At 47.5% G+C, this 14,499-nt stretch carries 10 protein-coding genes and 3 pseudogenes; 6 read left to right on the top strand and 7 right to left on the bottom strand.

Annotated elements, in window-relative coordinates:
- Nucleotides 1-15: 15 nt before the first annotated feature.
- The 5 genes and pseudogenes from ACUU1I_RS08120 to msrB all read right to left on the bottom strand — a co-directional run bounded on the left by ACUU1I_RS08120 (nucleotide 16) and on the right by msrB (nucleotide 4,657).
- A pseudogene (locus ACUU1I_RS08120) lies at nucleotides 16-1,061 on the bottom strand (NAD(P)-dependent alcohol dehydrogenase).
- 16 nt (nucleotides 1,062-1,077) lie between these two features.
- Entirely contained in the window at nucleotides 1,078-2,457 is a 1,380-nt protein-coding gene (locus ACUU1I_RS08115; RefSeq protein ID WP_000435277.1) for an MFS transporter, read from the bottom strand.
- A 26-nt stretch (nucleotides 2,458-2,483) separates the two neighbouring features.
- Nucleotides 2,484-3,560 (bottom strand): zinc-binding dehydrogenase, encoded by a 1,077-nt coding sequence (locus ACUU1I_RS08110; protein ID WP_000645225.1) that lies wholly within the window; start codon nucleotides 3,558-3,560, stop codon nucleotides 2,484-2,486.
- Between the two features lie 369 nt (nucleotides 3,561-3,929).
- The gene (locus ACUU1I_RS08105) at nucleotides 3,930-4,202 is read right to left on the bottom strand and encodes a YeaC family protein (RefSeq protein ID WP_001046790.1); all 273 of its coding nucleotides are present in this window, start codon (nucleotides 4,200-4,202) and stop codon (nucleotides 3,930-3,932) included.
- Nucleotides 4,203-4,243: 41 nt separating this feature from the next.
- The gene (msrB, locus tag ACUU1I_RS08100) at nucleotides 4,244-4,657 is read right to left on the bottom strand and encodes a peptide-methionine (R)-S-oxide reductase MsrB (RefSeq protein WP_001284613.1); all 414 of its coding nucleotides are present in this window, start codon (nucleotides 4,655-4,657) and stop codon (nucleotides 4,244-4,246) included.
- A gap of 341 nt (nucleotides 4,658-4,998) precedes the next feature.
- On the opposite strand from msrB, the gene gapA reads away from it, so the two are divergent.
- Together gapA and ACUU1I_RS08090 are read left to right on the top strand one after the other, a co-directional pair.
- On the top strand, nucleotides 4,999-5,994 hold the full coding sequence (gene gapA / locus ACUU1I_RS08095; protein WP_000153502.1) for a glyceraldehyde-3-phosphate dehydrogenase: 996 nt from the start codon (nucleotides 4,999-5,001) through the stop codon (nucleotides 5,992-5,994).
- Nucleotides 5,995-6,077: 83 nt separating this feature from the next.
- Nucleotides 6,078-6,962: a D-hexose-6-phosphate mutarotase gene (locus ACUU1I_RS08090; protein WP_005068783.1), complete on the top strand. Its 885-nt coding sequence runs from the start codon at nucleotides 6,078-6,080 to the stop codon at nucleotides 6,960-6,962.
- A gap of 50 nt (nucleotides 6,963-7,012) precedes the next feature.
- Here ACUU1I_RS08090 and ACUU1I_RS08085 read toward each other — a convergent pair whose 3' ends face one another.
- On the bottom strand, nucleotides 7,013-7,774 hold the full coding sequence (locus ACUU1I_RS08085) for an aldo/keto reductase (protein ID WP_001186358.1): 762 nt from the start codon (nucleotides 7,772-7,774) through the stop codon (nucleotides 7,013-7,015).
- 89 nt (nucleotides 7,775-7,863) lie between these two features.
- Nucleotides 7,864-8,610, bottom strand: coding sequence for a scaffolding protein MipA (gene mipA, locus ACUU1I_RS08080; protein ID WP_000163771.1), 747 nt, complete (start codon nucleotides 8,608-8,610; stop codon nucleotides 7,864-7,866).
- Nucleotides 8,611-9,045: 435 nt separating this feature from the next.
- On the opposite strand from mipA, the gene yeaG reads away from it, so the two are divergent.
- The 4 genes and pseudogenes from yeaG to ACUU1I_RS08060 all read left to right on the top strand — a co-directional run.
- Nucleotides 9,046-10,980 carry a protein kinase YeaG gene (gene yeaG / locus ACUU1I_RS08075; RefSeq protein ID WP_001019886.1) on the top strand — a complete coding sequence of 645 codons (1,935 nt, stop codon included), beginning with the start codon at nucleotides 9,046-9,048 and terminating at the stop codon, nucleotides 10,978-10,980.
- 112 nt (nucleotides 10,981-11,092) lie between these two features.
- Nucleotides 11,093-12,377: pseudogene (locus ACUU1I_RS08070) on the top strand (YeaH/YhbH family protein).
- A gap of 146 nt (nucleotides 12,378-12,523) precedes the next feature.
- Nucleotides 12,524-13,999 carry a sensor domain-containing diguanylate cyclase gene (locus ACUU1I_RS08065; protein WP_000616399.1) on the top strand — a complete coding sequence of 492 codons (1,476 nt, stop codon included), beginning with the start codon at nucleotides 12,524-12,526 and terminating at the stop codon, nucleotides 13,997-13,999.
- Nucleotides 14,000-14,386, top strand: a pseudogene (locus ACUU1I_RS08060) (GAPES1 domain-containing protein); the annotation flags it as partial.
- Between the last annotated feature and the right edge of the window lie 113 nt (nucleotides 14,387-14,499).

The following is a 14,499-nucleotide window of genomic DNA, read 5'->3' as shown; positions in this document are numbered from 1 at the left end:
GTTCTCCCGTATTAATTAATCGCTAATTTTAATAACGCCTTTAATAATGTCGCGCTTGTTGTTAACTGACTCTTCAAATGCCTGTTGTACATCCCGATAATCGTAAATATGCGTCACCATCGATTTCACATCGAATCGCCCTGAAGAAATAGCTTCAATCGTGACCGGATAACGATTGGCATAGCGGAATACCGTCTGGATAGTGACTTCGCGATTGATTTTGAGGAAATTGATTGCCGAATCGCCGGGTACAGTACCAACAATCATAATTTTACCGCCGCGCATTACCAGATTAAAGGTGCCTGTTTAACGGTGACCGCAGAACCCGCTGTTTCGAAAACAATATCTGCGCCCATGTCTTCGGTAAATTGCTGACAGCGTGCAATAGTGTCCTCTTTTGCGCCATTAATAACCACTGTCGCACCAAGCTGTTCCCCCATTGCCAGACGTTTTTCCAGTACATCAACGACGGCAATTTCCGTTGCGCCCAGGCATTTGCACGCTTGCAACGTCATCAAACCAATACAACCTGCTCCCAGAATAATTATCTTCTTACCCGGTTTAACATCTGCCAGCATCGCGGCATGCATCCCGACTGCGGCAGGCTCCACCAGCGCCCCTTCCATCGTGTCCATATTGTCGGGCAGTTTGTAAGTAAAGCTCTCCGGATGACACAGATAGTGCGTTAATGCGCCGCGGTAGTTGGGTTGTGTCGCCATAAAATCAACGTCCGGGCAGATGTTATATTTGCCTTCCAGACAGTAACGACAGTGACCGCAAGGAACGCCAGGTTCGATATTTACCCGATCCCCCGGTTTAAATTTGCGCACGCGGCTTCCCACAGCCACAACCGTCCCGGCGCATTCATGACCCAGGCCAATTTCTTGATTTGGGTCTTTAGGCGGAATAAACGGGCCTGATTCAAAACCATGTACATCTGAACCACAAATACCGACATATTCTACTTTAATCAAAACTTCATCTTCTTTAGGCACTGGTATTTCTGCTGAAATAATTTTCATTGTGCCCGGCACCTGCAATATTGCTTTTGAATTTTTCATTTTGAATCCACCCGTATTATTTATTGGCTACTGCATCAATACTTAAACTTTCAACGGAGACACCTTTGGTTTCAATTCCAATGGTGGCGATAGCAATTGCGACAATAATTGAAACAGCCCCCAGAAGAATAAAGACTCCCGTTACACCATAACTACTGAGCAGCACTGCAACGGCATAAGGTGCGGCAATACCACTGATTCGCCCTACCGCATTCGCCAGACCGGAGCCACGGAGTTTGGCCTCTGTCGGCCAGATTTCAGGGACATACACTGCCGAGGCATAGCAAACGTACATATAGACGAAAGTAATCAGGAAGAAACCAATCAGCGTTATGAGCAACATACTGGTTTGCAGTGAATAGATATATCCGAGCACCGCAATCAGGATTAATAGCCCCACACCCATTGTTTTACGCGGAATTTTATCCATCACCAGCATGGCAATAAAAATACCAAATGGCGCGCCAAACATACTCATGGTATTTAAAACAATCGAGTCTTTTAAATTAATCCCCTGGGTCATGAATATTGTTGGCAACCAGTTAATTAGTGTGTACTGCACAACGTTCATGGTAATCAGCACACAAGAGCCTAATATCACGCGTTTCAGTAATACTCCTGTCAGTAAGGCTGAATACGGCACCGCTTGTGGCGCTTTACCGTCATCAGCAATAACCACAGGCGGCAAAGGTTTACCCGTCTGGCGTATGACGCCTTCTTCTATACTCCGCATGACTTTCTCGGCTTCCTGATACCGTCCGCGCGATTCCAGCCAGCGCGGGGATTCAGGAAAGTAGCGCCAGGCCAGCGCCGTAGCGATAAGCGACAATATTGCAGGAATAAGCAGTTGTACCCGCCAGTTCCACTCTGCACTAATCAGCGGCGTGAGTCCCATCGCAATCAGTGAGCAGAGCGAATATGACCAGTTGCCAATAAAGGAAACCCGACTGGACCACGTTCCGCGATTTCTACCGGGCATATATTCGGTGAAACCAGCAAACAGTGTAACCAGTAAAGCTCCCAGCCCAACGTCCATCACAAAACGGCAGGCAATAAGAAAATCCATATTCGGTGAGAAAGCACCGACAACCATCGAGGCAATATGAATGGCCTCATAGAGGATGAACGCATTTCTGCGACCGGTTTTGTCGCCAATGATGCCGCCCACCAGCGCACCGAGAAACATTCCGGCGGTCGTGATTGCTGAGAATGTGGCTGTGGTGGAATTATCTGTCCAGCCCAACGCTTTCAGCTGCGCGAGGATCAAGCCACCAACGGCATTACTCCAGCAGACAAGCAAGCCAAACGCGACGATGGCAAACATTGACGAATGCCAGCGGCAATCCGGTAAGCGATCCAGCCGTGCACCACAATGCGGTTTTGTTATCTGTTCCATGCGATAACGTTCCTTCAGGAGAGTAGTTATTCATCAAAGTCGTAAGTCATGATCACTTTGATTGCGGTTTTATCGACCATCGCATCAAACCCTTCGCGCCATTGCGACAGGCCGATACGATGCGTGATCATCGGTTTGACTTTGATAGCGCCGCTGGCTAATAGCCGGATAGCGTTACGCCATGAGGTGGAGTCATAGGCCATATGCCCAATGATGCTTTTATTCCAGGCGGTAATGTCATTAATCGAGAAATCAAGAGGTTTGAAGCCCATTCCAACGCGTACCACTTCCCCATTCGGGCGGAGCATTTCGATGGCTTGTTTCAGTGCGATATTGGCACCGGAGCATTCAATCACCAGTCCCAGATTATCTTTGCCACAAATTTGCTGGCAGCGCGCCACCACATCTTCGGTAGAACCATTTACTACTGCCGTCGCCCCCAGTTCTTTTGCAACCGGGAAGCGGACCGCCACATCTTCTTGCAGACCAACGACGACGATATTTACCGCCCCCATAATCCGCGCCATTTGTACGGAAAACAGCCCGAGTGGGCCAGTGCCAATGACGACAACATCCTGACCAGGAAGGAATTTCGATTGCTGCGCGATGGATTTATAGGCATTACAGATAGGGTCAAGTACGGCTGCGTCCTCATAATCAACACCATCAGGGATTTCCCACAACGCATGACGATGAATTTTGAGAATTTCACCAGGAACCAGACAATATTTGGAAAAACCACCGCCCCAGGTATTGTTATCCAGACCAAGGTTTACTTTTTCTGTACAACACAGAAAATCACCCTGTTCACAGGCCGGACAAACGCCGCAAACGTGACCGCTGTTATCCGACACGACGCGTTGCCCCACTTTCCAGTCTTTGACTTTTTCACCAACCTGCGCAATACAACCTGCGAACTCATGGCCGCGGATAGAGTTAAACTCATCAGAACCGCTATCGACATTGTAGTGCTTCATGTCTGCGCCGCAGATTGCCGCGGCTTTAATTTCAATCACTACGTCTTCCGGGCCACAAATGGGTTGTGGGACATGAATCATCTTGTAGCCGCCAAAGGCCTTGCCAAACCGAGCCAGTGCTTTCATTGCGTCATCCTCTGTGTTTTGTTTTGCTTAGATGGCCATCATACTTACCCACATGATTTTTGAGGTCAACATTAAATCTGCACAACACAGATAATGACCTGCATTTTACAACTTAGATCACAATTACGCAGAAAATGGCTGGGTCTGTTACAGGTTGGTGGAAGGCGGGACGCAAAAAGAGCAAATTCGAGAGGGATTACCGGCCAAATAGGTCTGAGACTTAAGTTCAGGAGAAGTCATTCAGGCGTGAACGCGACTGCAAGAGATCGGACTGGGACTTAGCCAGGTCGGGTCGAGATAATTGAGACGAGTCGTGGGGTCATTGTTGGCTATCCCCTTCATAGCCGCGGCAAAAAGGGGATGAACCACTTACTTAAACATGGCAATAGGCTTTGCTGAGATACCAAAATCTTCTTTTAACTGCTGTTTGCTCTTCATGACCATCTGACCATTTGTGTCAATTGTCATATGCTGTGCTTCGGTATTATGGCGGGCTTGCCACAGCATCACCAGTTGCAGGCAATTCTCTTTTTGTTCCTCGGTCAACGCAACGCCATCAGGCCATTTCCCCAGTTCAACAGCGGTCGACAAACGCTGGTATACCTCAGGCGTCATGCTGTTGATAATGTCATCAAGATTCATAATTTTTCCGCTCCTGTGGAATAAGTTGCTGAATCGTTTTTTCAACCGTTGATTTCTTCGCCGTTTTCGCCATCAGTGAAGCGTAAAGAAGCAGAGTTAACACAATAACGTTCGCCTGTTGGTTGCGGCCCGTCGGGAAAGACATGCCCCAGATGGGCATCACAGTTACCGCAACGAATTTCTATGCGCTGCATTCCATGTGACAAGTCTTTGATATAACGAATGGATTCTTCACTCACCGGTTCGTAGAAACTGGGCCAGCCACAGCCGGAATCATACTTGGTTTCGGAATGAAACAGCGGGGCATCGCAGATCAAACAGTGATATACGCCGTCACGCTTGTTATGCAGTAAACGACCCGTAAATGGCGGTTCTGTCCCATGATTCTGCGTCACGTAAAACTGCATCTCGGACAAATTTTTTTTCAGTTCTTCTGCCGAAGGTTTATTCGCCATTTACTCACATCTCACTTTAATCGTGCTCACATTACGTGACTGATTCTAACAAAACATTAACACCAACTGGCAAAATTTTGTCCTAAACTTGATCTCGACGAAATGGCTGCACCTAAATCGTGATGAAAATCACATTTTTATCGTAATTGCCCTTTAAAATTCGGGGCGCCGACCCCATGTGGTCTCAAGCCCAAAGGAAGAGTGAGGCGAGTCAGTCGCGTAATGCTTAGGCACAGGATTGATCTGTCGCAATGATTGACACGATTCCGCTTGACGCTGCGTAAGGTTTTTGTAATTTTACAGGCAACCTTTTATTCACTAACAAATAGCTGGTGGAATATATGACTATCAAAGTAGGTATCAACGGTTTTGGCCGTATCGGTCGCATTGTTTTCCGTGCTGCTCAGAAACGTTCTGACATCGAGATCGTTGCAATCAACGACCTGTTAGACGCTGATTACATGGCATACATGCTGAAATATGACTCCACTCACGGCCGTTTCGACGGTACCGTTGAAGTGAAAGACGGTCATCTGATCGTTAACGGTAAAAAAATCCGTGTTACCGCTGAACGTGATCCGGCTAACCTGAAATGGGACGAAGTGGGTGTTGACGTTGTCGCTGAAGCAACTGGTCTGTTCCTGACTGACGAAACTGCTCGTAAACACATCACCGCTGGTGCGAAGAAAGTGGTTATGACTGGTCCGTCTAAAGACAACACTCCGATGTTCGTTAAAGGCGCTAACTTCGACAAATATGCTGGCCAGGACATCGTTTCCAACGCTTCCTGCACCACCAACTGCCTGGCTCCGCTGGCTAAAGTTATCAACGATAACTTCGGCATCATCGAAGGTCTGATGACCACCGTTCACGCTACTACCGCTACTCAGAAAACCGTTGATGGCCCGTCTCACAAAGACTGGCGCGGCGGCCGCGGCGCTTCCCAGAACATCATCCCGTCCTCTACCGGTGCTGCTAAAGCTGTAGGTAAAGTACTGCCAGAACTGAATGGCAAACTGACTGGTATGGCGTTCCGCGTTCCGACCCCGAACGTATCCGTAGTTGACCTGACCGTTCGTCTGGAAAAAGCTGCAACTTACGAGCAGATCAAAGCTGCCGTTAAAGCTGCTGCTGAAGGCGAAATGAAAGGCGTTCTGGGCTACACCGAAGATGACGTAGTATCTACCGATTTCAACGGCGAAGTTTGCACTTCCGTGTTCGATGCTAAAGCTGGTATCGCTCTGAACGACAACTTCGTGAAACTGGTATCTTGGTACGACAACGAAACCGGTTACTCCAACAAAGTTCTGGACCTGATCGCTCACATCTCCAAATAAGTTGAGATGACACTGTGATCTAAAAAGAGCGACTTCGGTCGCTCTTTTTTTTACCTGATAAAATGAAGTTAAAGGACTGCGTCATGATTAAGAAAATTTTTGCCCTTCCGGTCATCGAACAAATCTCCCCTGTCCTCTCCCGTCGTAAACTGGATGAACTGGACCTCATTGTGGTCGATCATCCCCAGGTAAAAGCCTCTTTTGCATTACAGGGCGCACACCTTCTCTCGTGGAAACCTGCGGGTGAAGAAGAAGTTCTGTGGTTGAGCAACAACACACCGTTCAAAAATGGCGTCGCTATTCGCGGTAGCGTACCGGTTTGCTGGCCGTGGTTTGGTCCGGCGGCACAACAAGGTCTGCCTGCGCACGGTTTTGCCCGCAACCTGCCGTGGACGCTGAAATCACATCATGAAGATGCTGATGGCGTAGCGCTGACTTTTGAATTGACACAAAGCGAAGAGACGAAAAAATTCTGGCCGCACGACTTTACGCTGTTAGCGCATTTCCGCGTGGGTAAAACCTGTGAAATCGATCTTGAATCACATGGCGAATTTGAAACCACCTCTGCCCTGCATACCTACTTTAACGTGGGTGATATCGCTAAGGTAAGCGTCAGTGGGCTGGGCGATCGCTTCATTGATAAAGTGAATGACGCGAAAGAAGATGTACTGACCGACGGTATTCAGACCTTCCCTGACCGTACCGATCGCGTGTATCTGAATCCGCAAGATTGCAGCGTGATTAATGATGAAGCGCTGAATCGTATTATCGCCGTAGGCCACCAGCATCATCTGAACGTTGTCGGCTGGAACCCGGGACCGGCGCTTTCAGTTAGCATGGGCGACATGCCGGACGATGGCTACAAGACCTTTGTTTGTGTAGAAACGGCTTACGCTTCAGAAACGCAAAAAGTCACCAAAGAGAAACCTGCACATCTGGCGCAATCCATTCGCGTTGCCAAACGTTAATTTGCGTTAATGTTGTGTGCCGGGTGCGATGCATCCGGCACGTATCAACATCACACCATATCCAGCGCAGTTTTTCCTTTTGGTGCCGGATATGCCTTATCCAGCATAGCTAATTCCGCTGACGAAAGTTCGACCTCAAGCGCAGCTGCATTTTGTTGGACATGTGCAATTTCGTTGACTACCGCGTTTTTTAACAGTCCATTGCGCAACCGCCCGGCCTGGACTAATGGACTGTAAGCCATCACCGGCATCTGCTGTTGCTGGCACCAGGGGAGTAGATCGTACTCAATCCCTCGTGAACCGAGATGGTAAAGCACCTGATTAGTGGCACACTGATTTCCCCCCGGCAGCTGCCAGAGTTCCTGCATATCGGCATAACCAAGGTTAGAAACGCCCCAGCGACGGATTTTTCCCTGGGCGATCAATTTTTCCATCGCAGCAACAGTCTCTTCAAAAGCGAAACTGCCAGACCAGTGTAATAAGTAGAGATCGAGATAATCAGTATTGAGACGGCGTAAACTGGCTTCGCATGCATTTATCGCTTTTTGCCCGCCAGCATTCCACGGATAGACTTTAGAGACGAGAAAGACCTTCTCTCGCAGACCGGTTAATGCTTCCCCAACCACCTTTTCGGCACCGCCATCGGCATACATTTCGGCGGTATCAATGAGGGTTAAACCGAGTTCAATGCCTGCGCGTAGTGCAGCAACTTCTGTTTTGCGCTGACTGGCATCTTCGCCCATATACCATGTTCCCTGCCCTATGGCTGGCAGTGAGACATCGCCACTAAATTGAATCATTTTTTGTTGCATTGTTTCCTCCCAGGTATTGCACCACCGTAATGCAAAACAGGGCGTGACGCCCTATTTTTATGCACAAAATGCCCTGGAAAGATGCATTATCAGAATTTGTAGGTGATCCCGGTAGAAATCAGGCCAGTCCAGGATTTATCCACCATCGGGCTGTCAGTAACTTCATCAGACAGACGGGTGTAGCGCGCGGTACCGTAAACACTCCAGTCGCCGAGGAAGTTGTAGCTGGCGCTCAGCTCAAGGTAAGGGCTCCAGCTGTCATTTGGGTTATACCCACGCAGACCGCTGCGAGCGGACTCTTTGCGCGATACGCCATAATAGTATTCGTTCTGGTTTTCGCTGTTCCACTGCACACCAATACCCGGAGTCACGGTCAGGCCACCGTTGGTGTAACGATACAACCAAGCCATATCCCAGACAATGCCGTTGCTGTTATCCAGGGTATCGCCAGCCAGGGTGGTACGCAGGTAACCGTACTGGGTAAAGTGAGCATAAGACAGACCAGCCATCATGGTGCTCTTACGGTCATCCAGGTGACGCATTTGGTGATCGCCACTGTCTTTCGCTTTGAAGTAAAGCGGCGACCAGTAAGCGGTAATTGAAAGTTTATCCGTTGCGTCATTCCACAGGTAGTAACCACCACCTAAGCCACGGAACCAGAAGTTATCGCCTTCATAGTTGATTACCGGTACTGGGTAAACATCGGTATCGTAATCTTTATATGGGTGCTCAACGACACCTACGCCTGCGCCCAGGGAAAATTTACCTTCAGCGTGCGCTACGCCTGCAGACGTTGCGATAAGCACTCCAAGTGCCAGAAGTTTGAGTTTGGTCACAATTAATCATTCCTTAAACAAATGTTTAGCGGGCGACAAAGTTTACCCGTCAATACATCGAAACCCAACCTTTTTACGTTTTCATTTTTTAAAGTAACTGTTTAATTTTCCTGCCGCGGATGACACCGCGCTTACAGCCAAATGGATTTAGCGTTACTGGCGAGCCTGGTCTTTACATTAATTATGCAAAATTTATGGATGAGTTGTTGATATGCCATTGAAATTAAGAAAGCCGTGCAGGCAAGTTTTCCATTTGCCATCTACGCTTAATTTTGAAGGTGTATCACCGGGCACGTTGTTCTCATCGTCGATAAAATGGCATGAGAGTTGCTGTGTTTTAGCAAGAGACGTCGTTCAGTTTACCTCTTCCGGGAGCCTCTACTATTCATATGAACGGCTCTTAACCTGTGCTAAAAAACGAAAGGACGGCATACCATGAATATATTCGATCACTATCGCCAGCGATATGAAGCTGCCAAGGACGAAGAGTTCACACTGCAGGAGTTTCTTACCACTTGTCGGCAAGATCGCAGTGCTTATGCCAACGCGGCTGAGCGGCTATTGATGGCTATCGGTGAGCCTGTCATGGTCGATACAGCCCAGGAACCCAGACTTTCTCGACTCTTTTCTAACCGGGTCATTGCACGTTATCCGGCATTTGAAGAGTTTTACGGCATGGAAGACGCGATTGAACAGATTGTCTCTTATCTGAAACACGCGGCTCAGGGGCTGGAAGAGAAGAAACAAATCCTGTATCTGCTGGGGCCTGTGGGTGGGGGTAAATCATCGCTTGCTGAGCGACTGAAATCATTAATGCAGCTCGTACCGATTTATGTATTGAGCGCCAACGGTGAGCGTAGCCCGGTCAACGATCATCCGTTCTGTCTTTTCAATCCGCAGGAAGATGCTCAGATTCTGGAAAAAGAGTATGGCATTCCTCGCCGTTATCTCGGCACCATCATGTCGCCATGGGCGGCAAAACGCCTGCATGAATTTGGTGGCGATATCACTAAGTTCCGGGTAGTGAAGGTCTGGCCGTCAATTCTGCAACAAATTGCTATCGCCAAAACGGAACCCGGTGATGAGAACAACCAGGACATCTCCGCGCTGGTTGGGAAAGTCGATATTCGTAAACTCGAACACTACGCGCAGAATGACCCGGACGCCTACGGCTATTCCGGTACGCTGTGCCGCGCCAATCAGGGGATCATGGAATTCGTTGAGATGTTTAAAGCACCGATAAAAGTGCTGCATCCCTTGTTAACCGCCACTCAGGAAGATAACTACAACGGGACGGAAGGTATCTCCGCCCTGCCGTTCAACGGGATTATTCTCGCCCACTCGAACGAGTCCGAATGGGTCACTTTCCGTAATAACAAAAACAACGAAGCCTTCCTCGACCGTGTTTACATCGTGAAGGTGCCGTATTGCTTGCGCATTTCCGAAGAGATCAAAATCTACGAGAAATTGCTTAATCACAGTGAATTGACTCACGCCCCATGCGCCCCTGGCACGCTCGAAACACTGTCACGTTTTTCCATTCTTTCGCGCCTGAAAGAGCCAGAAAACTCCAGCATTTATTCAAAGATGCGGGTTTATGATGGCGAAAGTCTGAAAGACACCGATCCGAAAGCCAAGTCGTATCAGGAATATCGTGACTACGCCGGTGTCGATGAAGGGATGAACGGTCTGTCGACGCGTTTTGCGTTTAAGATCCTCCCCCGCGTGTTCAACTTCGATCATGTAGAAGTGGCGGCAAACCCGGTCCATCTGTTCTACGTCCTGGAACAGCAGATCGAGCGCGAGCAGTTCCCGCAAGAGCAGGCAGAACGCTATCTGGAGTTCCTGAAAGGTTATCTGATCCCGAAATATGCCGAGTTTATCGGCAAAGAGATCCAGACGGCCTACCTTGAATCCTATTCCGAATATGGGCAAAACATTTTCGACCGTTATGTTACCTACGCGGATTTCTGGATTCAGGATCAGGAGTATCGCGATCCGGATACCGGGCAGCTGTTTGACCGCGAGTCTCTTAACGCCGAGCTGGAGAAAATCGAGAAACCGGCGGGGATCAGTAATCCAAAAGATTTCCGCAACGAGATTGTTAACTTCGTACTGCGCGCCAGAGCGAATAACAGCGGACGCAATCCGAACTGGACCAGCTATGAAAAACTGCGCACGGTTATCGAGAAGAAAATGTTCTCCAATACCGAGGAGCTGTTGCCGGTTATCTCGTTTAACGCCAAAACGTCAACCGACGAGCAGAAGAAACACGACGACTTTGTCGACCGTATGATGGAAAAAGGCTACACCCGTAAACAGGTGCGTTTACTGTGCGAATGGTATTTGCGCGTACGTAAATCGTCTTAACAACCCTGGCCCGGTACACATGCTACCGGGCCTACAACGATAGCGAACCGTGGGCCTGAGAAGCGGCAACACAGGCGTAGCATACAGTTGGCAAATGTAGTACGGGGGGCATATGACCTGGTTTATTGACCGGCGTCTGAACGGCAAAAACAAAAGCATGGTGAATCGCCAGCGTTTTTTACGCCGTTATAAAGCGCAAATTAAACAGTCGATCTCCGAGGCCATTAATAAGCGTTCGGTGACTGACGTCGACAGCAGCGAATCCGTATCCATTCCCACGGAAGATATTAGCGAACCAATGTTTCATCAGGGGCGTGGCGGTCTGCGCCACCGCGTGCATCCGGGCAATGACCATTTCGTTCAGAACGACCGAATTGAACGTCCCCAGGGTGGCGGCGGAGGTTCCGGCAGTGGTCAGGGCCAGGCCAGCCAGGATGGTGAAGGTCAGGATGAATTTGTCTTTCAGATTTCGAAAGATGAGTATCTTGATCTGCTCTTTGAAGATTTGGCCTTACCGAATCTGAAACAAAACCAACAACGCCAGCTGACCGAATATAAAACGCATCGGGCGGGTTATACCGCTAACGGCGTTCCAGCCAATATCAGCGTTGTGCGTTCCTTGCAGAACTCACTGGCGCGACGCACAGCCATGACGGCAGGCAAGCGGCGGGAACTTCATGCACTGGAAGAGAATTTGGCCATCATCAGCAACAGTGAACCTGCGCAGCTGCTGGAAGAGGAACGTCTGCGCAAAGAAATTGCAGAATTACGTGCCAAAATTGAACGCGTCCCTTTTATTGACACCTTCGATTTACGTTACAAGAACTACGAGAAGCGGCCCGATCCCTCCAGCCAGGCAGTGATGTTTTGCCTGATGGACGTTTCCGGTTCAATGGATCAATCCACTAAAGATATGGCTAAGCGTTTTTATATTCTGCTGTATCTGTTCCTCAGCAGAACGTATAAGAACGTGGAAGTCGTATACATCCGCCATCATACCCAGGCGAAAGAAGTCGATGAACATGAGTTTTTCTACTCGCAGGAAACAGGCGGCACCATTGTTTCCAGCGCCCTGAAACTGATGGATGAGGTAGTGAAAGAGCGTTATAACCCGGCACAGTGGAATATTTACGCTGCACAAGCATCGGACGGCGATAACTGGGCCGATGACTCTCCGCTTTGCCATGAAATCCTGGCGAAAAAATTATTACCTGTTGTTCGTTATTACAGCTATATCGAAATTACCCGTCGTGCACATCAGACATTGTGTGCGAGAATATGAGCATCTGCAATCTACTTTCGACAACTTTGCGATGCAGCACATCCGCGACCAGGATGATATTTATCCGGTGTTCCGTGAACTGTTTCATAAACAAAATGCAACAGCTAAAGACTAAAACTATCAGCCGGGTCATTATCGCCTGGCTGATTTTTAGCTTACTGTAAATTATCTCATTTATTACATACATTAGCTTACAATCGCTTTAAATATGACAGCATAACCTTTACACAATTTAGTTCCAGAAAACAATCATTCGGAAAAATGATTCAGTCAACACGTATTTCCCTGGGGTTATTCTTTAAATATTTTTTATCGTTAACGAAAATTGATCTTGGTCAAAACTATATATCTCTGCCATCAATAAAATCCAGCACTCACATTGCTCTCCTTTTTATGGTTTCTATGGGCACACAAAAATTAAAAGCTCAAAGCTTTTTTATTTTCAGTTTATTGCTGACGTTAATTTTATTTTGCATCACCACATTATATAACGAAAAGACGAATGTAAAACTCATCCCACAAATGAATTATCTGATGGTCGTTGTGGCTTTGTTTTTCCTTAACGCAATCATTTTTCTTTTCATGTTAATGAAATATTTCACTAACAAACAAATTCTACCAACACTCATTTTAAGTCTTGCACTTTTAAGTGGCCTTATCTATTTAGTTGAAACTATTGTTGTTATCCATAAACCTATCAGCGACAGTACACTGATCCAGACAAAGTCGAATGATGTTTCTATTTTCTATATTTTCCGCCAACTCAGTTTTATTTGTTTAACCTCGTTGGCGCTCTTTTGTTATGGTAAAGACAACATCCTTGACAACAATAAGAAAAAAACTGGCATTCTGTTGCTGGCGCTGATTCCTTTTTTAGTTTTTCCCCTTCTGGCACACAATCTGAGCAGTTATAACGCTGACTATTCTTTGTATGTCGTCGATTACTGTCCTGACAACCATACTGCGACCTGGGGAATCAACTATACAAAAATATTGGTTTGTCTGTGGGCATTTTTACTGTTCTTTATTATCATGCGTACACGATTAGCCAGCGAACTATGGCCATTAATAGCATTATTATGTCTGGCATCGCTATGCTGCAACTTACTTCTACTGACTCTGGATGAGTATAATTACACCATCTGGTACATCAGTCGCGGGATTGAAGTCTCCAGTAAACTGTTTGTTGTGTCTTTTCTGATTTATAACATTTTTCAGGAACTGCAACTCTCCAGCAAACTGGCAGTTCATGATGTGCTGACCAATATTTATAATCGGCGCTACTTTTTCAACAGCGTAGAGTCATTATTGTCGCGACCTGTTGTTAAGGACTTCTGTGTCATGCTGGTTGATATTAATCAGTTCAAACGCATCAATGCCCAATGGGGACATCGTGTGGGTGATAAAGTGCTGGTTTCAATTGTCGATATTATCCAGCAAAGCATCCGCCCCGATGATATTTTAGCGCGACTGGAGGGTGAGGTGTTTGGCTTGCTATTTACCGAACTCAATAGTGCCCAGGCAAAAATCATTGCGGAACGTATGCGTAAAAATGTCGAACTCCTGACCGGCTTCAGTAACAGATATGATGTTCCTGAACAAATGACCATCAGTATTGGCACGTTTTTTTCAACGGGTGACACGCGTAATATCTCGCTTGTCATGACGGAAGCAGATAAAGCCTTACGCGAAGCGAAAAGCGAGGGGGGCAACAAAGTGATTATTCATAATATTTAAGTGCAAAAATATTCAGAGCCATGCTTTTTGCGTGGCTTTTGCATACAATTTATTACTATTACCCCTAAATTTCCCCTCCCCAGCGGCGCAGAGATGAGTATAATTAGCGCCCCTGTGCCAGGCCGCAATCGAACTTTATCTGGTTTTCTCGTTTCACTAACCGAAGGAGTGCCATTTATCATGAAATTGCACCATAGAATGCTCCGGCATTTTATCGCCGCAAGTGTCATTGTGCTGACATCTTCCTTCCTTATTTTTGAACTTGTCGCCAGCGACAGAGCAATGAGTGCCTATCTGCGCTATATCGTGCAGAAAGCAGACTCCTCCTTTCTTTATGATAAGTATCAGAATCAGAGTATTGCCGCGCATGTGATGCGCGCTCTCGCTGAGGTGTACTGTCAATAGCGGACACTACCATTTGTTCTTTTTTTAAGCAGCCATCTGATGATATTTTTCCCTGAAGGCTGCCGGGGAGATATTCTCCAGACGAGAGTGACGAC

This window comes from Shigella sp. SIG3 (genome assembly GCF_053555855.1).
The sequence above is the reverse complement of the archived record's forward strand: the minus strand, read 5'-3'. Positions and strand labels throughout refer to the sequence as shown.